Source organism: Halobacillus litoralis, assembly GCF_004101865.1.
Classification (GTDB): Bacteria; Bacillota; Bacilli; order Bacillales; family Halobacillaceae; genus Halobacillus; species Halobacillus litoralis_A.
On record NZ_CP026118.1, the window covers coordinates 2729414 to 2751827 of the forward strand.

Annotated in this window: 19 protein-coding genes; 11 read left to right on the top strand and 8 right to left on the bottom strand. The window is 42.1% G+C overall.

Going from position 1 to position 22414, the window contains the following annotated elements:
* Positions 1–7 precede the first annotated feature (7 nt).
* Positions 8–1138 carry a hypothetical protein gene (locus HLI_RS13735; protein ID WP_128525491.1) on the bottom strand — a complete coding sequence of 377 codons (1131 nt, stop codon included), beginning with the start codon at positions 1136–1138 and terminating at the stop codon, positions 8–10.
* Positions 1131–1667 (bottom strand): sigma-70 family RNA polymerase sigma factor, encoded by a 537-nt coding sequence (locus tag HLI_RS13740; protein WP_241655857.1) that lies wholly within the window; start codon positions 1665–1667, stop codon positions 1131–1133. Before HLI_RS13740 ends, HLI_RS13735 begins: the two co-directional genes overlap by 8 nt.
* 450 nt (positions 1668–2117) lie before the next feature.
* Here HLI_RS13740 and HLI_RS21700 point away from each other — a divergent pair, with 450 nt between their 5' ends.
* Positions 2118–2291, top strand: coding sequence for a hypothetical protein (locus HLI_RS21700; RefSeq protein WP_164908564.1), 174 nt, complete (start codon positions 2118–2120; stop codon positions 2289–2291).
* Positions 2292–2495: 204 nt separating this feature from the next.
* Positions 2496–4022, top strand: a complete 1527-nt coding sequence (locus tag HLI_RS13745; RefSeq protein WP_128525492.1) for a BCCT family transporter — start codon at positions 2496–2498, stop codon at positions 4020–4022.
* A 264-nt stretch (positions 4023–4286) separates the two neighbouring features.
* Here HLI_RS13745 and kynB read toward each other — a convergent pair whose 3' ends face one another.
* From kynB to recQ, 3 genes are read right to left on the bottom strand one after another with little or no spacing between them, the layout of a single operon-like run.
* Positions 4287–4907 carry an arylformamidase gene (kynB, locus tag HLI_RS13750; protein WP_128525493.1) on the bottom strand — a complete coding sequence of 207 codons (621 nt, stop codon included), beginning with the start codon at positions 4905–4907 and terminating at the stop codon, positions 4287–4289.
* Positions 4908–4918: 11 nt separating this feature from the next.
* Positions 4919–6199: a kynureninase gene (gene kynU, locus HLI_RS13755; protein ID WP_128525494.1), complete on the bottom strand. Its 1281-nt coding sequence runs from the start codon at positions 6197–6199 to the stop codon at positions 4919–4921.
* Positions 6200–6222: 23 nt separating this feature from the next.
* Positions 6223–8358: a DNA helicase RecQ gene (gene recQ, locus HLI_RS13760; protein ID WP_128525495.1), complete on the bottom strand. Its 2136-nt coding sequence runs from the start codon at positions 8356–8358 to the stop codon at positions 6223–6225.
* A 137-nt stretch (positions 8359–8495) separates the two neighbouring features.
* Between recQ and HLI_RS13765 the strand changes: the two genes are divergently transcribed.
* From HLI_RS13765 to HLI_RS13780, 4 genes are all read left to right on the top strand, one after another.
* Positions 8496–9431: an NADP-dependent oxidoreductase gene (locus tag HLI_RS13765; protein ID WP_128525496.1), complete on the top strand. Its 936-nt coding sequence runs from the start codon at positions 8496–8498 to the stop codon at positions 9429–9431.
* A 175-nt stretch (positions 9432–9606) separates the two neighbouring features.
* The gene (locus HLI_RS13770) at positions 9607–11067 is read left to right on the top strand and encodes a circularly permuted type 2 ATP-grasp protein (RefSeq protein WP_128525497.1); all 1461 of its coding nucleotides are present in this window, start codon (positions 9607–9609) and stop codon (positions 11065–11067) included.
* A complete protein-coding gene (locus tag HLI_RS13775) occupies positions 11060–12022 on the top strand; it encodes an alpha-E domain-containing protein (protein WP_128525498.1) in 963 nt (320 codons plus the stop codon). Before HLI_RS13770 ends, HLI_RS13775 begins: the two co-directional genes overlap by 8 nt.
* Positions 12023–12046: 24 nt before the next feature.
* Positions 12047–12898 carry a transglutaminase family protein gene (locus HLI_RS13780; RefSeq protein ID WP_128525499.1) on the top strand — a complete coding sequence of 284 codons (852 nt, stop codon included), beginning with the start codon at positions 12047–12049 and terminating at the stop codon, positions 12896–12898.
* Positions 12899–12991: 93 nt separating this feature from the next.
* On the opposite strand, the gene brnQ is transcribed toward HLI_RS13780, so the two are convergent.
* Complete coding sequence (gene brnQ, locus HLI_RS13785; protein ID WP_128525500.1) at positions 12992–14308, bottom strand: branched-chain amino acid transport system II carrier protein; 1317 nt, start codon at positions 14306–14308, stop codon at positions 12992–12994.
* Between the two features lie 329 nt (positions 14309–14637).
* On the opposite strand from brnQ, the gene HLI_RS13790 reads away from it, so the two are divergent.
* Positions 14638–16500 (top strand): cation:proton antiporter, encoded by a 1863-nt coding sequence (locus tag HLI_RS13790; protein ID WP_128525501.1) that lies wholly within the window; start codon positions 14638–14640, stop codon positions 16498–16500.
* Between the two features lie 211 nt (positions 16501–16711).
* Here the strand turns inward: HLI_RS13790 and HLI_RS13795 are convergent, their stop codons facing one another.
* A complete protein-coding gene (locus HLI_RS13795) occupies positions 16712–16894 on the bottom strand; it encodes an SE1832 family protein (protein WP_128525502.1) in 183 nt (60 codons plus the stop codon).
* A gap of 119 nt (positions 16895–17013) precedes the next feature.
* On the opposite strand from HLI_RS13795, the gene HLI_RS13800 reads away from it, so the two are divergent.
* The 4 genes from HLI_RS13800 to HLI_RS13815 all read left to right on the top strand — a co-directional run bounded on the left by HLI_RS13800 (position 17014) and on the right by HLI_RS13815 (position 21059).
* Positions 17014–17859, top strand: coding sequence for a GNAT family N-acetyltransferase (locus HLI_RS13800; protein ID WP_128525503.1), 846 nt, complete (start codon positions 17014–17016; stop codon positions 17857–17859).
* 242 nt (positions 17860–18101) lie between these two features.
* Positions 18102–18659, top strand: a complete 558-nt coding sequence (locus HLI_RS13805) for a TRAP transporter small permease (protein ID WP_128525504.1) — start codon at positions 18102–18104, stop codon at positions 18657–18659.
* Between the two features lie 30 nt (positions 18660–18689).
* Complete coding sequence (locus tag HLI_RS13810; RefSeq protein ID WP_128525505.1) at positions 18690–19955, top strand: TRAP transporter large permease; 1266 nt, start codon at positions 18690–18692, stop codon at positions 19953–19955.
* A gap of 84 nt (positions 19956–20039) precedes the next feature.
* Positions 20040–21059, top strand: a complete 1020-nt coding sequence (locus HLI_RS13815; RefSeq protein WP_128526899.1) for a DctP family TRAP transporter solute-binding subunit — start codon at positions 20040–20042, stop codon at positions 21057–21059.
* Positions 21060–21110: 51 nt separating this feature from the next.
* Here HLI_RS13815 and HLI_RS13820 read toward each other — a convergent pair whose 3' ends face one another.
* Complete coding sequence (locus HLI_RS13820; protein ID WP_128525506.1) at positions 21111–22295, bottom strand: MFS transporter; 1185 nt, start codon at positions 22293–22295, stop codon at positions 21111–21113.
* Positions 22296–22414 lie beyond the last annotated feature (119 nt).

Below are 22414 nucleotides of genomic sequence, written 5' to 3' on the forward strand. Positions count from 1 at the left end.
TTGATACTTACCAACGTACATCGATGCCTTCGAATTGTAATTTCTCATAATCTGGCACGACCGAGGGATCGACTCTTACGATTGTCAGTGACTCTAGCTTGAGGATGTCTTCAGCGTTACCTTGGAAGGAAGAATTGATTAAGTTCAAATACTGAACATTCTGCATTCCCTCAGCAACACGGCTCAAATCTTTTATAGTTGGCCCGATGAAAGTGACCTGTTCTAAACTTGGAACTTCTTTCAATAATTCACCGGGAATGATGGCCTGGTTCAGTTTTAGTACTCTCAGTGACTTCATTGCTTCGAAATAAGAAGGGTCAGCTTCAACATCAAAAATGCCGTTTAAATGTGAGGCATTAATCGTTAATTCTTCGAGCTCCAATAAGTCGCTTTTCGTAAGCGAGTCAGGTTCTTTATCCAGTGAACGTGCGATAGATCGCAATGTGAGGTCTTTCATGGAAACCGGTTCTTCAGCTCCCACCACCTTTGCGAATTCTCTTTTTAAAGCGTTGCCTGTGAATCTTTCTTCAGTTAAAGATTCCCCATCATCGGACAGGTAAGTGAGTGTAGCTGAAGAAAGCCCGTTGGATTCATCGTTCCATTGAACAGCCAAAAACAAGTCGAGCTCACCATGTTGGAAAGCTTCAAGTGAAGGTGGTTCATGACTTGTAAAGGAAGTATTTTGCATCTCCGAATCAGGTGTGAAAACGAATGACATCAATTCTTCTGCCTCTTCCTTTTCTTGGGCAGATTCTATTTCCGCTCCATTGAGGGATTCAACGGTATCCCTGATTTGATTTTTGCCGGGGCCATTCAGCACCAGATTTTTAATCTCTTTAATTCTAGTATCGAGAGGTGGCTGATTATCTTGCTCTTTTTCAGGGACCGGCCCTTCTTTTACCTGCTCTTCCTCAGGGGAAGCAGGGGATTGGAATGGATTTCCGGACGTGAAAAAGTAAAAAGAACCAGCCAGGAGAAGCAAAGTGGTCATGGCTGTCAACAACTTGGGGAAGCCCTGATTCCACCAAGAGAAACCTTTATTTTGTTTATTGGCGTAAAACCGGCGGCGATCTTCATTCGTGAATAAAGGCTTTTCACTGATTTGGCGATCAATCGCTTTTTTAATTTTATTATTCAAGGGTCAGTTCCCCCTCATTGACTTGTTTTTTTAACATTTGGCGAGCACGCTGCATGCGCGTTTTCACTGTGGACAATGGTGTATCAGTAACGTCCGCAATTTCCTTCTGGGACATATTTTGTTGAAAGGTGAGGATCATTACTTCCCGATATTTGATGGGCAGGCTGAGAATCGCTTTGGCAATTTCATCCCATTGTTCCTTTTGGATGACCGTTTCTTCAAGGTGCTGGGGATCTTTTTTATCTAACCATTGATCTTTGACGATTTTGATTCGATGAAGAGGAGAGCGTAAATAATCTTTACAACGATTAATAGCTATTCTTATCGCCCAAGTCTTTAACTGAGATTGGCCGTGGAATTGATCCCACTTCCGATAAATGAGTATAAGCACTTCTTGAAAAAGGTCATCGGTTGTGTGGTGATTTTTCACATAAGTGAAAATAGTTCGTTTCAGAATCTCACCATAATGGTGCATAATGTATTCGATTGCTTCGTCACGTGTGAAGTCGACTTGTGTATTTCCGGTCACCGGGCTCTCTCTCCTTTCTTCAATTATTAGACGTCCGGAAGTTAGCGAAGGTCCCGATCGAATGGAATTTATTTTGTATGGATGAAAATTTTGATATATGTGGATTGAATGCGTTCTAAAATAAATATGTGTAATGGAAGGGTATTGGGTTGTGAAAAGGAGTTCTATTCTCAAATTATATACAGAATGGAAATACTTCGGATTTAATGATGCTAGTAATTCTTATATTAAAACACAAGTCTTAATAGGTAAACAGTCCTATGCTAAAGGTATAACAGAAAAAGAATTGATACAATTTTGATATTACCCAGGTATAGAAGTGGAATTTTGCAAAGTCGCGAGTTTTTTTCCTTCCTTAGATAGTTGCGGTTCAAATAAAACAATGATTAGTCAGATGTGATTAGGGAATAAGAATGGAAAGAGTTATTTTGATGAAGGAGAGGAATAAATATGATAGGGCCAGAAAATAATATCCCTGGTTTTCAAGCGAATCCTAATAGTTTCAGTGAATGTGGAAGGTGTGGGAAACCACTTGCCACAAAAAGAGAAGAAGAATTAAAATTATGTAAAGAATGCCAGAAACTGCAGGAAAACCATAAAGTTGAAAATGATGAGGAACAGTAAAGGCCACAAATTCGTGGCCTTTTTTTATTTGTATGGGGTGGAGGAAAATGCCCCTTCAAAGGTTTGCTTATGCTTGTCGGGGGTGATCAAGGTGCTTGCGCTTTTGTACCCAAAGCATAAAGTATATGTCTTTACATCATAATAATTAAAGTGGTAAAGTGTTTAATTGTGCGTTTAAACAAGTATGAACAAAAGGAGATAGATATGGATAATAAAGTTTCAGGTCGAATAGATTGGCCGGTGTTTGCGATTAGTGGAGGAATATTGGTCCTCTTTGTAATTATTGCACTTATTGATATTGATTTAATTGAAACAATTGTAAGTGGAAGTTTCGCCTGGTCTGCCAAGTATTTCGGTGCCTTCTGGCAGGTGCTGATGCTGGCTACTTTCTTTGTCGGATTATGGCTCGCCTTTTCTAAATATGGAAAAATTAAAATGGGGAATATGGAGAAACCGGAGTTAGGCCTCTATAAATGGCTGTCCATCATTATGGCGACCCTCCTAGCGGGTGGAGGCGTATTCTGGGCAGCAGCCGAACCAATGTGGCACTTTCTTACAGTTCCACCACACCAATCAGGTATAGAAGCAGGTACAGAAGCGGCAATCGATCCTGCTCTAGCTCAAAGCTTCATGCACTGGGGCTTCCTTGCATGGGCGATTCTTGGTACCATCAGTGCTGTAGTGATGATGTACGGTCACTATCATAAAGGCATGCCGATGAAACCAAGAACGTTGTTATATCCGATTTTTGGAGAAAAGTTGAAAAATAGCTGGCTTGGGACGATAATCGACGCTTTCTCTGTCATTGCTGTTGCCGCTGGAACCATCGGGCCGATTGGTTTCTTAGGCTTGCAAGCGAGTTACGGGCTGCAGGCGATTTTCAGTATTCCGAACGAATTCAGCACTCAGTTCACGATTATTTTTATCGTTGTCATTATATCGACGATATCTGCTGTTTCAGGTCTCTACAAAGGTATTCAAATGTTGAGTAGTTTCAATGTCCGTTTGGCGATTGCTTTGATGGCTTTCATCGTAATCTTCGGTCCAGGAGGATTTATCCTGAATCACTTTATTTCTTCATTCGGTTTTTATGTGGATCAATTCATACCAATGAGTACTTATCGGGGAGATGAAGGATGGCTTTCACTTTGGACAGTCTTCTTCTGGGGTTGGTTCATTGGATATGGCCCGATGATGGCGATTCTAGTGAGTCGTATTTCCCGGGGGCGGACCATTCGGGAAATCATTATTGCTGTTTCTGTCTTTGCGCCAGTGATTTCAACTTTCTGGTTTACCGTTCTAGGGGGCTCTGGGATTTTCTTCGAACTAAGCAACCCGGGTTCTGTATCAGAAGCTTTAAATGAAGCAGGAAATCCAGCAGCAATGTTCGCAATTACAGAACAATTCCCATTGGCATCAATCATCTCACCATTGTTCCTTATTTTGACGATTCTGTTCGTTGTAACGACTAGTGACTCCATGTCCTATACGATTGCAATGGCTGTTACCGGTGAAGGGAACCCGAAAAGTTGGCTCCGCATTTTCTGGGCTGTCCTTATGGGTGCTATTGCGGTTATCTTGCTGATTACAGGTGATAGCGGCATTACCCAGTTACAAAACTTTATCGTGGTTACAGCCGTCCCGGTATCCCTTTTATTGTTACCGATGATTTGGCTCGCACCGAAAGTGGCTAAGAAAATGGCGATTGATCAAAGAATTACAAAAAAATAAACAATCGTTTGAATGTAAGCAGTTCAGTCTTGAGGTACAAAAGCAAATTGTACCCATGGCTGAACTGCTTTTTTTGTTTGATTTGATTTATCAATGGAGGGGCTTCCGCACAGTCATTACTAGTCTTTCGAATCTTTCGCTCCATTCTGGTAGCAGCGCAATTATTCATCAAACAAGAGTCCTTTAATGAAAAAGGAAAAGCATACCCCAAGGAGGGATATGCTCTGCATTTGATGGTGAAAGTACACTTAATCCATGTTTCTGTTAACTTTGCTTCAGTACGGCTCTGACAGGGCTGCCGTCTGCTTCCTCCATTTTCAAAGGAAAAGCCATCAATTCATAAATGTTTGGAGTCACATGAGCAAGCTGCAACCCTTCTAGAATGAGGATGTCATGATTATAAAGAGAATGGTGACCTAGCAATTCTTTGCTTGTCTCTGGATCTACAGATGGTGTATCCACCCCGATGAGGTTAATTCCTTTCTCATGTAAAAATGGCCCCATGTCTTCACTGATGACGGTATATGCTTCCGGGAATTTCGAGCGGTCATTCCAGCTGTTCGTCTTGAAGAGGACTTTATCCACATTGCGGAAATCTACATGTTGTAAGTCCACCGCGGAAATCTTACTTTTACCTTCAATAGAAACGAGCAGCGCTTTGCCTGTGAAACGTTCCAGCGGAATTTCTGCGATTTTCAAACCTTCAGAATCGTAATGATAGGGTGCATCCACGTGCGTTCCGATATGGTTGCTCCCTTTGAACTGGCCGACGTTCACCGAACCTGTTTCTTCCATTGAGAGTGTCAGTTGATACTGAAAAGGCTCATCCCCAGGCCAGGGGGGGATAGCATTATTCAAGGGCATTGTTATATCAATGAGTTTCATGGTCAGCCTCCTTAAGCGATAATTCCCCGTTCGTTTTTGTATTGCTTATGTTTTTTGTTTTCCATGATATCCTTCAATCGTAACATGACATCCAACACGTCTTCATATGAAGTATAAAAGGCGATCGGTGCTAAACGGATGACATTGGGGGCGCGGAAGTCAGGTGTGACACCTTCCTTTTTCAAGGCTTTACAAATGCTTGCTGCTTCATCATGAACAAAACAGACGTGTCCTCCACGACGTTCATCGTCCAGAGGATTGGCAAGTTTGAATCCGTAGCCGGGGAGTTCTTGGTGAGTAAGATCCATCATCAAACGTGTCAACTTCAACGATTTTTCCCTGACAGCTTCAATACCGGCTTCTTGGAATAGTTCAAGGGAGCCTAAAAGGGGAGCAGAACTTAGAATATGCGGTGTACCGATTTGAAAAGCACCGGCCGTTTCCGAAGGGCTCAAATCATGGCTCATATCAAATTGCTTCTCTTTATTTGAACTGAACCATCCCGCAAGTCCGGGTTTTTTTCCAAGATGTTTTTGATTGACGTAAAGTCCACCGACACCGCCAGGTCCGCTATTTAAATACTTATAGGTACACCAAACAGCGAAGTCGACCCCCCATTCGCTCAGATGGTGGGGAGTGGCGCCTATGGAATGTGCTAAGTCGAACCCCGCAATGATGCCTTTTTTATGTGCTGCATGAGTCAGTTTTTCTATATTCAGAAGCTGTCCACTGCGGTAAAGGACTGATGGAAGGAGTAAAAGAGCGACATCCTCATCCATTTCACGAATGATATCCTCCTCCTTAAGTGTATAACCATCTGCACTTGCGACCCGGATCAGATGGTCTTCTGGTTCAAGGCCATGCAACTCGATTTGACTCTTGATTGCATAAATGTCAGAAGGGAAATTCAATTCGTCTGCAAGGATTTTCGTCCTTTTCCCCTCAGGTTTATAAAAAGTAGCCAGCAATTGATGCAGGTTTGTAGTTATGGAGCCAGTATTGATGACTTCAAAAGGCTCCGCCCCAATGAGATGTGCTGTCTTTTCGCCTATTTTCTCCGACATGTAAAACCAAGGTTCACTGGCCTCAGTCCAGCCTTCAATCGCATGACGCTTCCAGTCTTCTAGTGAGGTGGAGAGTGCTTTTTCTGCGCGTTTAGAAAGGAGCCCTAGTGAATTGCCATCCATGTAATAGTGGTCCTTTTTTAAATAAAACTCATTTTTAAAAGCTCCGAACGGGTCTTCATGATCAAGCTTTTGGACTGTGTCCCGTGTGATTACAGGCTTTGTCATAAAATCTCCTCCCAGCATTGTTGTTACATAAGATCGTGTTTGATTAACACAGCTTTAATCATCGAATAAGTGAAGGTTTCAGGCAACGCATCTTTTAAGGGCTTCAGCTTTCGTTCTTCTAGTTGGTCATAAGCTTTCATGACTTGTGATTCCTGTTCTCCATCAAACCATCTATCCCAATTGATATCTGTACCTTCTTTTGCACAACGGAAGAGGTGATTTTCGATCGTCTGGGTACTCATTTCCCGTTCCTTAGCAATTTCTTTAATCGGCCGTTTTTCCTGCCACATATCATAAGTAATGATGTAGCTCGGTCGCTCTTCAAAAGGATCTTTTTTCCTCACAGAAGGTTCAGATGTACGAGTGGGTTTGGGTTTTTGTTCTGCCCTCTCAGCCCATGGACGGGTCACTTCTAAAAATGCCTCTCCATATTTTTCGTATTTTTGCTCTCCCACACCTTTGATTGCCAGCATTTCCTCTTTGTTTTCAGGTAAGTAGATTGTAAATTCTTTTAATGTAGCATCGGAAAAAATTACATAAGGAGGCAACCCAGCTTCATCGGCAAGTGTCTTTCTCAACTGACGAAGCTCTTCAAAATATTCTTCGTTATAATCCAGATCCTGTTTAGCGGTAGTGGTTTCAACAAGCATAACAACTGGTTGTTCCCCTTTGATGACTTCAACTGCTTCTTGAGTCAGCTGCAATGCAGGGTAGCGTCCTTGTCCTGGTGATAGATAACCTTCTGCGGTCAAAAAGTGTATAAGCCGTGTTAATTCCTTCTCTGTATAATTCGGCATAATCCCATAAGTAGAAAGGTTTTGAAAACGGAATTGCTTTACTTTCTGATCAGATGAACCTTTCAACACTTTTGCTGTCAAACCTGCGCCGAAGCGTTCTCCCATCCTTTTGACACATGATAGCACCATCTGTGCTTCCTTCGTCATATCCTGTTCTTCACCATCATGGGTACAGTTCGAGCATTTTCCACATTTTTTTGCAGAAGAAGGGTCATTAAAGTAATCAAGGATATATTGCTGCAGGCACGTATGTGTATGGCAATAATTCACCATCGACTGTAGTTTGGTGTATTCCTCTTTTTTCTTTTCTTCCACAGGTGACTGGTCAATTAAAAACCTTTGCAGATTGATATCCTGACTTGAAAAAAGAAGGACACAATCTCCTGGTTCTCCATCACGACCTGCACGCCCAGCTTCCTGGTAATAGGATTCAATATTCATTGGCATGGAGTAGTGGATGACATACCGGACATTCGATTTATCAATACCCATACCGAAAGCGTTCGTTGCAATCATGGTAGTGATTTCATCCTGAACAAAATCCATCTGAGCTTGCTTCCGTTGGTTTTCAGTCATTCCAGCATGATATTTACCAGCAGCGAAGCCTTTTTTTGTTAAAAGATAATGGAGTTGATCAGCATCTTTTCGAGTTGCCGTGTAGATAATGCCAGACTCATTGGGGATTTGTGTCAGATACTCTCCGACGAATTCTCGTTTGTCACGGCCTTTGATGATTCGGAAGGATAAATTATCTCTTGCAAACCCTGTGTTCACAACGTGTTGATCAGTAACATGTATCAATTGCTTGATATCTTTAATGACTTCCTGGGTGGCAGTGGCGGTAAGAGCCATGATTACAGGCAGATTTGGAATCTTTTGCAATGTTGAAACAATGGAACGATAACTTGGGCGGAAATCGTGCCCCCATTGTGAAATACAATGGGCCTCATCGAAAGCAATCAAGGAGAGCTTCATACCTTTTAATGCGGAAAGGAAAGAAGGGGCGTCGAAACGCTCCGGTGCAACGTAAATGAAGGCATAACTTCCTTGCTGCATATCCCACATCCTTTGGCGCTGTTCTTCCGTGGAAAGTGAGCTATTAATATAAGTCGCTGCGATCCCATAGGAGTTCAGTGCATCTACCTGATCTTTCATTAAAGAAATGAGAGGCGAGATGATGATCGCTGTCCCCTCCAGAGCAAGGCCGGGGATTTGATAACAGAGGGATTTGCCTCCCCCTGTAGGCATGACGGCTAAAGTGTTCTCACCATCGAGGACGTGGCTGATCGCTTCTTTTTGACCAGGTCGGAAGGAAGGATAGCCGTAGTATTGCTGCAATAGTTTTTCGGCCTGTTGAATCATCTGGATCATCCTTTATACGTAGTGTTTCTTCTTCCATCATCTTATCATGTTTCACGTGAAATGAGAGGGGAAAACTATATGAGAGCAGTTATGATCAAAGAGCTACCATATGATTGTCCAAAGGAGTGAATCATATAATGAAAGCTGTAGTTATTGAACAATATGGTAATAAAGAGCAATTGATTGAAAAAGAAATAGAAATGCCGGTGGCTGGATCTAAGCAAGTGGTGGTGGAATTGCATGCCACTTCAATTAACCCGATTGATTGGAAGTTGAGGGAAGGATACCTGAAAGAAATGTTGAATTTTGAGTTTCCGATAATTTTAGGTTGGGATGCTGCAGGAACGATTAAAGAAGTCGGTTCAGAGGTGAACAAATTCGAGGTCGGTGACAGAGTGTTCGCTCGTCCAGCTACGACCCGATTCGGAACTTACGCTGAATACACGGCTATTGATGAAGACCTATTAGCTCATCTTCCAGAGAATGTTTCCTTTGAGGAAGCCGCAGCAGTTCCGTTGGCAGGATTGACCGCATGGCAATGCTTAGTAGACTTTGCGGATATTCAAGAAGGAGACCGGGTTCTCATCCATGCTGGGTCCGGTGGTGTCGGTCATTATGCGATCCAGTTAGCTAAAAAAATGGGTGCCTATGTAGCTACCACAGCTAGTGGGAAAAATAGAGACTGGGTAGAAGAATTGGATGTGGACGAATTTATTAATTATAAAGAAGAGGATTTCTCCGAATTATTAAGTGACTTTGATATCGTCCTTGATACTCTGGGCGGGAGTGTACAGGAGAAAAGCTTCAAAGTATTGAAGGAAGGTGGCAGACTCCCATCCATCGTTCAACCTCCTGAAGAAAAGATAGCGAAAGAACATGATGTGAAAGCTGGCTTTGTTTGGTTGGAGCCATGTGGTGAAAAACTCTCTAAACTGGCGGATATGATGGAAGAAGGAAGTCTAGTGTCAATTGTCGGACAACGCTTCGGTTTCTCTGCTAAAGAAATTAAAAAAGCACATGAGTTGAGTGAGACTCATCATGCCAAAGGCAAAATCGTGGTCAATATCAAGTGAAATGGAATAAAGTGATATGGAAATATAAGACACCTCAAGCCATCCAAATTCTGGATGGCTTGAGGTGTCTTATATTTCCAAAACAAAAGTAGATTTTAAATTTTCTTACAATTTTTGTGTTGCTGGAGTAAACTAAGGGTAAAGAGTATAAAGTATGTGGAATGGAGGAGAGGTCGTGTTAACCAATTACCAAACAGGGATTTTCTTTGATGAGATGATGCAGCATAGTGGTGAGCCTAAAGGCCACTATCAATGGTTTTATCAACTCGTAAATCAATTTTCAGAACGAGAATTGATTAACAAACATGAAACCGCTCAATTGAATTTCCTGCGCCAGGGCATTACATTCACTGTTTATAACCACACCGGAGGAACTGAGAGGACAATGCCATTTGATTTCGTTCCCATCATCATTCCAAGAGCAGATTGGAAGAAGATTGAAGAAGGAATGAAGCAGAGAATGACAGCTTTGAACCATTTCCTTGATGATATCTATCATGAACAGAGAATCGTAGAGGCGGGGATCATTCCAAGAGATCTGATTGAAAACAACCCCAATTACTATCAACGGCAAGTAGCCAACCTCGAAATACCGCTTAAAAACCATATTTTTTTAGCAGGAGTGGACCTGATCAGAGATGAAAATGGAGAGTATCGTGTGCTTGAAGATAATTTAAGGAACCCTTCAGGCATGTCCTACGTCTTCCAGAACCGGTATGTCATGAGACAGGTTTATCCGGAACTATTCTTCCAACATTCTATTGAAACATTGGAACACCAAATATCTGAACTGCATCAGTCTGTGATCAGCCACGCCCCGGATAATGCAGATTCAAGCAAAGCGCCGACAGCTGTCTTACTGACACCGGGCATATATAATTCCGCATATTATGATCATGTATTTTTAGCTCAACAGATGGGTATTGAACTTGTTGAGGGGAGAGACCTGTCTGTTAAAGATGATGTCGTCTACATGAAAACCATCCGGGGATTGAAACGTGTAGATATCATTTACAGAAGAATTGATGATGATTTCCTCGATCCAGATGCATTCCGTCCAGATTCTGCTCTTGGAGTTGCAGGATTGTTAAGAGCTTATAAAAAAGGGAATGTATCCATATTGAATGGGATAGGTAATGGAGTCGCGGATGACAAAGCGATGTATGTCTATGTACCTGATATGATTCGTTTTTATCTTGATGAGGAACCTATCATACCGAATGTCGAAACCTATTTTTTGAGTGACTCTGAGAAACTTGATTACGTTTTGGACAATATTGAAAAGCTTGTCATCAAGAATGTTGGAGCTTCAGGTGGATATGATATGCTGATCGGCCCCCAATCTGAAGAAAGGGAACGTGAAGAGTTCAAAAGAAAAATAATTGAACACCCCCATCAGTACATTGCCCAACCGACAATTAAGCTTTCCCGGGCACCTGCTTATCAGGAAGGGCGTTTCTATCCATGTCACGTAGATTTGCGTGTGTTTGTCATGAATGGTAAGGAGATGAATGTATTGCCTGGCGGGCTGTCCAGGGTTGCCCTCAAAGAAGGTTCTTTAGTCGTTAATTCTTCCCAGGGCGGCGGAGGAAAAGATACGTGGATTTTGACGGAAAGGGGTGATAAGGATGCTTAGTCGTGTAGCTGATTCTCTTTATTGGATGTCACGCAATATTGAAAGGGCGGAGAACAACGCCAGGGTACTCAGTGTTCAACTCATTCACATGCTTGAGGCGACAAACAAAGAATCGGCTGACCGTGATTGGGAAGAGATTTTGGAAGTTTGTGCTTCTTCAGAGGATTACTATGAATTGTATGATCGCTTGGATCGTGAGACGCTCATTCAATATTTGACCATCAGCCCCCTTAATGTGAATTCTTTAATGAATAGTATGATATACGCGCGCGAGAATGCCCGGGCGACAAGGGACATCCTGCCGGAGGAGCTTTGGGAAGTGTTAAATGAATTTCACTTAAGTCAAAAAGATTGGCAGGAACTTCCGAATACAAGGCAACATACGCAGGATTATTTGAAAAAGGTGATAACGACCTCTATGACCTTGCAAGGTGTCATTGAATCCAGCATGACTCGAGGGACACCTTATACTTTTATTAAGGTAGGCAAATGGCTGGAGCGCGCGGAGAAGACTGCCCGCATCTTGAATGTGACATGTGAAAAGAATATAAAAGAGACAAGTGTAGGTACGAACCATTACTATTACTGGCTTACAGCTCTGCAGTTTCTGAATGGCTATGACGCCTATATTAAGGAACATCCACCAACAATGAAATCCAAACATGTGTTGAGCTTTTTGATTAAAGAAGAGACCTTTCCCAGATCGATCCGTTACTGCATGAATCACGTAATGGAGGCTGTTTATAACGTAGAGGGAGGGAAGATCTCTCATTATTCAGAAGACCTTTTCCAAATGCTTGAAGTTATCCGGAATGAAATAGATGAAACCGATATTGAGGAAATGGACATGGAACAGCTGATGAGCTTTCTCGATCATTTCCAGGATCGCTGTATGACAGTCAGTCGCATGTTCTCTGAGACGTATTATCTCATTGAACCTGTGCATGCCAAGTAGGAAGAGACACAGGAGGTAGACCTAGTGAAGTATCAAATAGAGCACACCAATACCTTTTATTATGAAAACTTCGTGGATCAAAGTATGAATCACATACGTTTGAAACCACGATCTGATGAATGTCAACGCTTGCTAGCTTATCGGACAGAAATTACACCAGGATCAATGACGAAGGAACATATCGATTTGTGGGGGAACCATGTAGAAACTTTTTTCATCCCTGAAAAACATGAACATCTTACATTGAAAACAATCTCCACCATCAGTATACAGAAGAGTCCTCTTATAAAGATGATTCATTGTTCAGATGAGATGCGGACGATATTTCATTCAGAATTGTTCCATCATCATTACTTGGCTTACTTGAATGAAACTCCCTATACCTTTTTATATAAAGAGCAAATTGCGGAAATCATTGAGGCGGTTGGGGACGCTCAAGATCCTATCCGCTTTGCGTTGAATCTGATGGAGTACATCCATCAATCCATACGTTATGATACGACAATCACCCAAGTCAATACGAAAGCTTATGAATCGTGGCCGTTTAGAGCGGGTGTGTGTCAGGACTATGCCCATACCATGATCAGTGTATTAAGGTCGCAAGGTATCCCGGCTCGCTATGCTAGTGGTTATTTATACGTAGGAGAGGACTCTGATTTGATTGGGGACGCCGCCACACATGCCTGGGTGGAAATGATGGTCCCTGGCGTTGGCTGGATAGGATTGGACCCGACAAATAACGTAGAAGCATTAGAACAGCATATCCGCATCGGAACGGGAAGGGACTATGCAGACGTCAGTCCGCTTCAAGGCGTGTACCGGGGCGGGGGGCAGAGCTTGGATGTGAAAGTAACTGTAACTTTATTGGATCAATAATGTGTTATAGAGTTATTTCTTAATTTAAATAATATTTTGCAAAATAAATCCCTCTTCATTATTGAAGAGGGATTTTGATAGGTAGACTTCTCTTTAATTTTGATAACTTTCGGAAGTTCTTGTCTGGCCTTTGAAATATTGGAAAAGCATGCCGAGTATACCACCAAGGATGGCAGGAAAGACCCAGCTCAAATTCAATTCATATAGGGGTAATTGGCTAACCAACGGAGTGATGAACGAGACGTCTGTACCAAATGCGACAAGACCATCATAAAGCCCGATGATTGCGGTAAGCAGGATAGCCCCGCGGTAAACATATGGTGAATGATTGAAAAGCCTGCCCATGAATGTGAGGGCCACTAATACGATTGTGATTGGGTAAAAGAATACGAGCACGGGGACAGAATAAGAAATAATTTGATTAAGACCTATATTTGAGATCCCGAAACTGATGAACGTAACAATTAAAATGACAGCCTGATAAGATAAACCTGGGATACGCTTGGAGAAGAATTGCCCACAGGCCACTGTCAGCCCGACACAAGTAGTGAAGCAGGCTAGTCCGACAATCAACCCTAATAGAACCGTACCGACATCACCGTACATGATTTGGGCAGCCCCGGAGAGAATGGCACTCCCGTTGTCATACGTTCCTTCGGTGGCCATCTTAGCTCCAATCCAACCAATGGCAATATACACACTTGCCAAGCCTGCTGCGGTAACAAGGCCAGCCTTTAAGGTGCGGGAAGTGAGTTCTTTAGGATCGGTAACGCCTCGATCACGAAATGAAGAGACAACGATGATACCGAATGCTAAGGAAGCTATCGCGTCCATAGTCAAGTACCCTTCGACGAAACCTGTAAAGAACGGTTGAGCTTCATATTTTTCACCTGCAGGCTGGATTGGTCCGTCTAACATAAAGAAGCTGCCGATGACTAATGCTAAGATAGCTAAGAAAAGTGCCGGGGTTAATATCTGTCCGACGCGATCCACTAATTTAGAAGGATTACGGCTGACCCAATAAACGGAAATAAAGAATACGACTGTGAATAGGAAAAGGGTCAGTGCTTCCCCATTCAAGAACGGGGCGACTCCCGTTTCGAAAGCTACATTAGCAGCACGTGGAATTGCAAAAAAAGGCCCGATGACCAGGTAAACCATCGCAGTAAATAATAAACCGAACGTGGGATGTACCCGCCCGGCTAATTGGACTGCCCCATTGCGAACTAGGGAAATCGCAGCGACAGTGATGATCGGCATCCCCACTCCTGTAATAACAAATCCAATGATTGCAGGTATATAGGAAGTACCGGATTCAATCCCCAAAGAGACCGGGTAAATCAAGTTTCCGGCACCGAAAAACAGAGCAAACAGCGTGAATCCGATAAAAATTGTATCTTTTGCTTTCATGACTTGCTCCTCCTCATAAATGTCTTAATATTTTGCGTAAAAAAAGCGCTCCTATCCAGACGGCGAGCGGCATTTTATCGACTACTTTAAGTTAATATAATGAATTTTCTTTTAGCACCGCCGTAATACTATCAATGTCATAAAATTATGTCAATCCTTTTTTAGAAAATTTAAAAGGTTAAGATTACCAGCAAAGAAAACGTTTCCAATAATATGGAAGTACTTTCTCATATTCGCTTTAGTTTACAGATTGGGGTGCGGGTTATAGAATGATGTCTATATCAATATTGGTCCGTACATAAACCTCACGAAGACAAGGAGATTATTTAATGATTGATTCACTATTGCTTCAGTTCATGTTAATAGGATTTCTTGGTGTCGGTTCACAGTGGGTTGCCTGGCGGTTTCGATTACCGGCAATCGTCATTATGTCCATTACTGGTCTCTTAGCTGGACCTGTGTTCGGATTGATGAATCCTGAGCAAGACTTCGGTGATTTATATAGCCCCATCATCTCTTTAGCTGTGGCAGTAATCTTATTTGAAGGAAGTTTGAACTTAGACTTCAAAGAAGTAAAAGGGCTGGGACGTCCTGTGTTTCGGATTGTGACTTTCGGCGCCTTCCTGAGCTGGATCCTAGGTTCTCTGGCCGCTCATTATGTCGCGGGGTTAGCGTGGCCAGTAGCCTTTACTATCGGAGGGCTATTCATCGTTACAGGTCCTACGGTCATTATGCCATTGTTGAGGCAGGCGAAGCTTAAGCCAAGACCTGCGAAGATTTTAAAATGGGAAGGCATTATTGTAGATCCGATTGGGGCTTTACTGGCGGTCTTCGCTTTTGAAATCATCGTTTTCTTCATGGGCAGTAATGTGGATCCATCTTCATTGCTTTTATTCTTCCTGGCTTCAGCTTTTGCTGTGTTCTTAGGTTGGGTTTGCGGAAAAGGTGTCGGTTGGATGTTCGAAACCGGCTATGTGCCAGAATTTTTGAAGTCACCTGTTGTCTTCGCTGTTGTTATCGCGTGCTTTACAGTAGCAGATGAAATCATGCATGAGACCGGGTTATTGTCCGTTACAGCCATGGGGATGACACTTGCTAATATGCACATTTCATCCATAGCTGATATGAGGCATTTCAAGGAGAATATATCTCTGCTATTGATTTCTACGATTTTCGTCATGTTAACGGCATCCCTGACTGTAGAAACACTTGTAGAGATTTTCAATTTCCAAATAATCGGCTTCGTAGCTTTGATGTTATTTATCGTCAGGCCTTTGTCGATCTTCCTTTCTACAATAGGAACGGATTTATCGAAGGCTGAGAAATTACTGGTTGGTTGGATAGCCCCACGTGGAATCGTAGCTCTGACCGTAGCTAGTTATTTTGCCAGTGTGCTGGCAGCTGAAGGGTTTGAAGATGCTTATATCCTCATTTCTCTTACCTTCGCCCTTGTGTTTACAACCGTTGTTGCACACGGTTTCTCAATAGGATGGCTGGCTAAAAAGTTAGGATTATCGATGGAGGGTCCTCCCGGAGTTTTAATCGCCGGTGGAAGTGCTTTTTCCACAGGCTTAGCGAAAACACTGGAAGAGCTGAAAACCCCTGTACTGCTGACCGATTCTTCGTGGCAGCGCTTATCGCGGGCACGATCTAGAGGGATTGAATCCTATCATGGGGAAATCTTATCCGAACAAACCGAATATTATTTAGATATGACACCTTATGAATATCTGATCGCAGCCACTGAGTTAGATTCCTACAATGCTCTTGTTTGTACGACATTTGTTCCTGAGTTCGGAAGGAACAATTCATTCCAACTGAGCTTGAGTAACAGGGAAGGGGATAATTTAGAGGACCTCGTTCACACCATTGGCGGAAGAGTCTTATTCCAAGAAGGCGCTTCATGGGAAGAGTTGAATGCGAGGGTTGAAAATGGTTATGTATTCCGTAAGACGAACATAACCGAGCAATATACATTCAAGAAATATTTAGAGAATATTGATGAACACTCCCTCTTGCTGTTTGCTAAAAGGTATTCGGGAAAAATTGACTTCTTCACCCCAGAAACAGAGTATAGGGCTGATAGTGGCGATGTCATTGTGTCACTGATGCCACCTAGTAAGGAATTTGAGAAGATTCAGGAGAAACTCGAAGGTCAAAGGAAAGACCAGGAGAACAAGAAGTCTAAATGACAAAAGACAGGGCTGGGTCTATACACTTACTGCCACTGGAAAAGACGAACAATAAGGTAGAATGGATTAAATGTTGCTGAGCGGCGTATGCATATATTGCTTCATAAAGAAAACCCGAACGAAAAAATTCGTTCGGGTTTTTTAGCGAGAAAATTCTTTTGTCACAGCCTCGTCTTTTGTTTTAGGTATTGCAAAGTGATGGCCCGTGGAGTTACTTCTCAGCCTCAGCCAGTTTCTTATTCAATTCTTTCAATTCTTCTTCCATACTAGCTAGTTGTTTTTCAGCGTTTTGTATATTTCCACCTGCTGCTTCCAGTTTATCTAAATCCCCTTGAATGCGAATATAATCGGACTTTAAAAATGCGATTTGATCCTGGATTTCTTTCTTAGTCATGGATAATCCTTCCTTTCACTATTGTTCAACATTGTGCAAAGACGTATAATATAAGAAACTATATTTTGAATTTTAACAAAAAAGCGGTGTTGTGCAAAAAGAAAAGGGGGGATGAAAGGATGACTATGATCTGCGAGAAAGACCCAATCAAGTTCTATGCGCATGTAGAATCACTACTCATGGATCGTGAAGCAGAAAACAATCTACCATTAGGCCTGTTGGAACGAATGAAAGACTCAAGCTTCGATGGTGAGTACTTTCTAGTCCATATGCAGAAATCAGATAATAGTATGTTCATGTCTATGAGAACACCTCCTCATCTGTGGATCCTTCCTTCGTTGATTAACTTGGATCCAGAGCATCTGAGAGAATTTGCACGATATTTACATAAGCATCACTATGAGGTGCCAGGCGTTCTTGGAGAACGGACGGCCGTAAAATGGTTTATTGACGAATGGCATGAACTCACTAAGCAGAAATATGACTTACATATGGAACAAGGGATTTACCGCCTAGATAAGTTGAAACCGATTGCTGAACAGTCAGGTGAATTGGTCAAAGCAGATCAGACTCACAAGGAACTTGCAGAGGAATGGATGCGCCAATTTAGCAGAGAAACGAATGAACCGGATTTGTATGAACGTGCATCTGAATTGGTAAATGAGATGATTGAAACGGGTCGCTTGTATTTATGGAGTATGGAGGGGAAACCTGTCTCCATGGTGAGCAGGGCCAGAACGACAAAGAATGGAGCTACAATCAACAGCGTCTTTACACCGGATGAATACAAAAGAAACGGCTATGCTTCACAAGCGGTATGGCACCTCACAGGTCGATTGCTTACAATGGGTTATAAATTCTGTGCATTGTACACGGACTTAGCTAATCCGACGTCGAATTCCATCTACCAAAAGCTTGGATATAAGAGAGTTGGCGACTCAGTAGTTTACAAATTCCGGAAATGAAATGGATGGAATTGCAATATAAGGAAATAGTAATGGTGAAATTGAAGCAATATGTATCTACGATGAGCAATGTAGATGATAAGGGCATCCCATCATTACATGTACCCCTCACTGTAAAATATAATTAAAATAGACGAAAAATTCTGTTTGAACTTGTTTGAGCGTTTCCGCCTATTTCGGTATGATGTTTAGTAACTGGCCTTTAAAACTACTACCCTATCCATATTAGGAGGATTATATTCTTGAATTTTTTAAAAGTAGTAGACAAAATCATCTTGAAAATAGAAGAATTCATATTAAGTTATGCAGTCATCATCATAGCATTGATGGTGGTAGGTAAGGCTTTAAGTCGTGCGATATTCAGTTATACTCCACCATTTGCTGATGAAGTCAGCCAAATCGCTATTGTAGTGGCTACATTCATGGGAATCAGTTATGCAGCAAGGAAAGGGCGGCACATCAGTATGTCTGCCTTTTACGATCTCGCTCCCTTCAAAGTGAGAAAAGCACTTATGATTTTCATTCCATTCGTAACAGCGGTCGTTCTATTTGTACTTACTTACTATTCCGCATTCTATGTGCTGGATATTTATGAATCAGGAAGAGTTACATCAGCTCTGGAGATGCCGTCATATTTCCTATACATTTTCATCCCGATCGGATTTTTACTTGGAGGAATTCAATTTTTAAGAAATATGTGGATTAATATCAAAGAGCGTGATGCAATCTATCTTGGTACAGACGCTAAAGATTACAATGATGAAAATAATCAAGACATTCAAGAAGGAACACACTTGTAATGAAAATACGGAAGAAGAAAGGATAACGATATGATTGCAACAATGCTCACAATCATGGTGGTCCTTCTATTATTGAATTTTCCAATGATGATTCCACTGATGGTGGCTCCATTGGTTATCATGTTTTTGTATTTCCCAAACTTGGACCCTATGATTTTAATGCAACAATTTTCTACAGGTATTGAACCATACGTACTATTAGCCGTACCTTTATTCATATTTGCTGCCGATATTATGACAACAGGTAAAACATCAAATCGTCTGTTAGATTTCATCGGCTCGTTCATCGGTCATATCCGGGGCGGTTACGCGGTTACAACAGCTGCCGCTTGTACGCTTTTCGGAGCGATTTCTGGTTCTACGCAGGCGACTGTGGTAGCTATCGGTAAACCGATGAGAGAAAGATTACTTAAAATTGGTTATAAAGATCCGACAGCAATGGCATTGATCATCAACTCGAGTGATGTGGCTTTGCTGGTTCCACCGAGTATCGGAATGATTATATACGGACTTGTTTCTGGGACATCTGTAGGGGATTTATTTATTGCCGGAATTATCCCGGGCGTTATTGTATTTTTAAGTTTTTCTATATACAGTATCATTTATGCGAAAATGGCAGATATCCCTCTTGCCAACAAAGCAAGCTGGAGCGAGCGTTTGCACTTGACTAAGAAAGCACTGCTCCCATTAGGGTTTCCGGTCATTATTATCGGAGGTATATATACGGGCCTCTTCAGCCCCACAGAAGCGGCTGGAATGTCTGTTCTTTACGCCTTTGTATTAGAAGTATTGATCTACCGTTCGGTGCATCTGAAAGAATTACCTAAAATCGCACGTTCCACAGGACTGGTTACTTCGGCAGTATTTGTTCTTGTTGCCGGCGGGCAGGCTTTTACATGGGTGATTTCATTCGCTAGGATTCCTCAAATGATTACCGAGACTGTCCTGGGTACAGATCCCAGTGCCATTTATATTCTTCTGATGGTGACGATTTTCTTCTTTATCGGTTGTATGTTCGTGGACCCGATAGTCGTCATTTTGATTTTGACCCCGATCTTTTATCCAGCTGCCATGAGTGCAGGCATCGACCCGGTTCACCTGGGTGTTGTAATTACTTTCCAAGCAGCACTTGGATCAGCTACACCGCCGTTCGGAGTCGATATATTCACAGCCAGTGCGGTGTTTAATAAACCGTACCTTGAAGTAATCAAAGGCACACCACCGTATATCATCATGATGGTTGCCATATCATTTTTACTTATCTTTTTTGAAGAACTTTCACTCCTTTTACTTTGAGGAGTTGAAAGCTGATATAAAAAATATGGGGAGGTCATTGGTATTTTTAAGAAAAAGAGTATTTTTACTTTATTGTCGTTAGTTATGATAAGCATGATTCTTGCAGCTTGTGGCGGAAGTGACGAGGGTGAAGGAAGTGCAGATGGCGGCGAGACATATAATTGGAAATTCGTAACCGAAGAAGTGGATGGTCAAGTCCAGTATGAATATGCGGAAGAGTTTGCAAAACGAATGAATGAAAAATCTGATGGTGCCGTAAATATTGATGTGTATGAATTTGGCGGACTTGGAAGTGAAACAGACCAAGTCGAACAGTTGCAGGGCGGTACGGTGGAAATGGCCGTCATGTCCCCTGGTTTTACAGGGAATATGGTAAAAGAAGGACAAGTTTTTGCATTGCACTTCTTGTTTCCTGATAGTGTAGAGAAAACACAAGAAATATTGAACGATAGTGAAGCTTTAAATACTGATCTGCGAGAACTGTATGAAGAACATAGCATTACTCCACTTTCCTATTGGTCAGAGGGTGCGATGCAGTGGACATCCAGCAAACCGATTTCTGAGCCGGCAGATTTTGAAAATTTCAAAATGCGTACACAGACATCACCTTTGATCCTGAAATCTTATGAAGCATATGGTGCTGAGCCGACTCCGATGAGTTGGTCTGAACTATACACAGCCCTTGATCGTGGTACAGTTGAAGGTCAAGAAAACCCTATTTTCTTCATCGGCGATGCTTCTTTCCATGAAGTACAAGATTACATGACTATTTCAAACCATAATAACTATGTGGCCATGACGACAGTTAATACTGATTGGTATAACGGGTTAGATGATGAGATGAAATCTATGGTCGATGAGACAGTTGAAGAAATGCAGAGCTGGGTCTTCGATGAGCAAAAGAAACAAAACCAAGAATATCTAGAAACGATTAAAAATGATACAGAAAACCCGACAGAGATCATTGAGTTGACAGAAGAGCAGCGTCAAATGTTCAAAGACAAAGCTGAACCTGTCCGTGAATTCTATCGTGAAGAAGTATCTACTGTAGATGGACAAATCCTCGACAAGTTACTTGAAGAGATTGAAGCTGCAGGAGAATAAGTTGAAAAGCTCGCACCCAAATTCCGGGTGCGAGCTTTTTTGTCTTCTCGCTCATTGCGGAGACTGCCACGGTTCGGTTTGCTTTCTGTAATCCAACAAGGTCAATACCATTACAAGGATGAAAAGAAAGCTCGAGAGCTTGAAAAGGGTGGCAGTTGTAACGTATTGATAAATAAACCCAAGAATAAAAGCACTTGAACCAATCCCGAGATCGATCGAAGAATAATACATCCCATTGGCTATTCCGCTTCTTTCTGTCGTTGTTTTTGAAATAACCCATGCTTGAAGTGCAGGCATCATAGAACCGAAGCCGATACCGAATACAGCTCCGGCAAGGACGAGATGTAAATTGGAGCTGGCTAAAGCCAGAATCCACATAGCGATGAATGAAAGCCCAGAACATACAATAATCAACTTCCACGGGCCATGTTTATCAAAATAACGCCCCGTGATAGGACGGGTGACTGTTGCTAACAAGGCGTTGAAAAAATAAAAAAGGAATGTTCCCGACAACCCTTGTTCATTTCCGAAAATGACTATGTATGTAACAACCGACCCATAACCGAACGTATTGAGAATGGTCACTAGAGCAGGGTATGCACTTTTTTTCTCAATCAATGATCCAGTGAAAGAGAAGGGAGGGGGGTTTTTCTGGTTTTCATAAACTTGGTCTGGCGTAACAAAACGAGTGACTGAAAATAAAACAATAGCGACGCCCCCAAGTGCTAAAGCAATCCATACAAGGAGGTTGAAAGAAAAACTCTGATAAAGATAAATACCGAGACTTGGCGCCATGATCATTCCGACTGTTACAGAAAGTCCAAAATACCCCATCCCTTCGCCGACTCTTCTCCTTGGAACAATGTCAACGGCTGCTGTTCCGTTAACCGTCGTCGACCAACCCCAGGCAAGTCCATGGATGAAGCGGATAAGAAGTAGGACAACTACTACCTGAGTCGCTGGGTACAAGGCTGTCATGATCAATAGAGAGATAGCACCTGTAACTACCAAAATTTTTCTCGGTCGGGTCATTAATATATGACCTATGAATGGACGTATGAGGATAGCGGCAAAAGCAAAAGTTGTCGTAATGAGCCCGATTTGTAAACTGCTCCCCCCGATCGACTCGATGTAGGGAGGGAGGTTGGGGAGTAACATTTGAAAACTCATGAATGTGAATAAATTAGCTAATATCAAAAAAATGAAAGGCCATGTCCATAGTTTAGGTTGTTGCATAATTCAGGTCCTCGCTTTCGTGTTGTAAGCATGTTCAAAAGGAAACCCACTATCGTCTAGGACATAGCGGGTTTTAGTACTATGCCTTTGTTCAAAGTCATAGTTGAGTAAACTTAAGT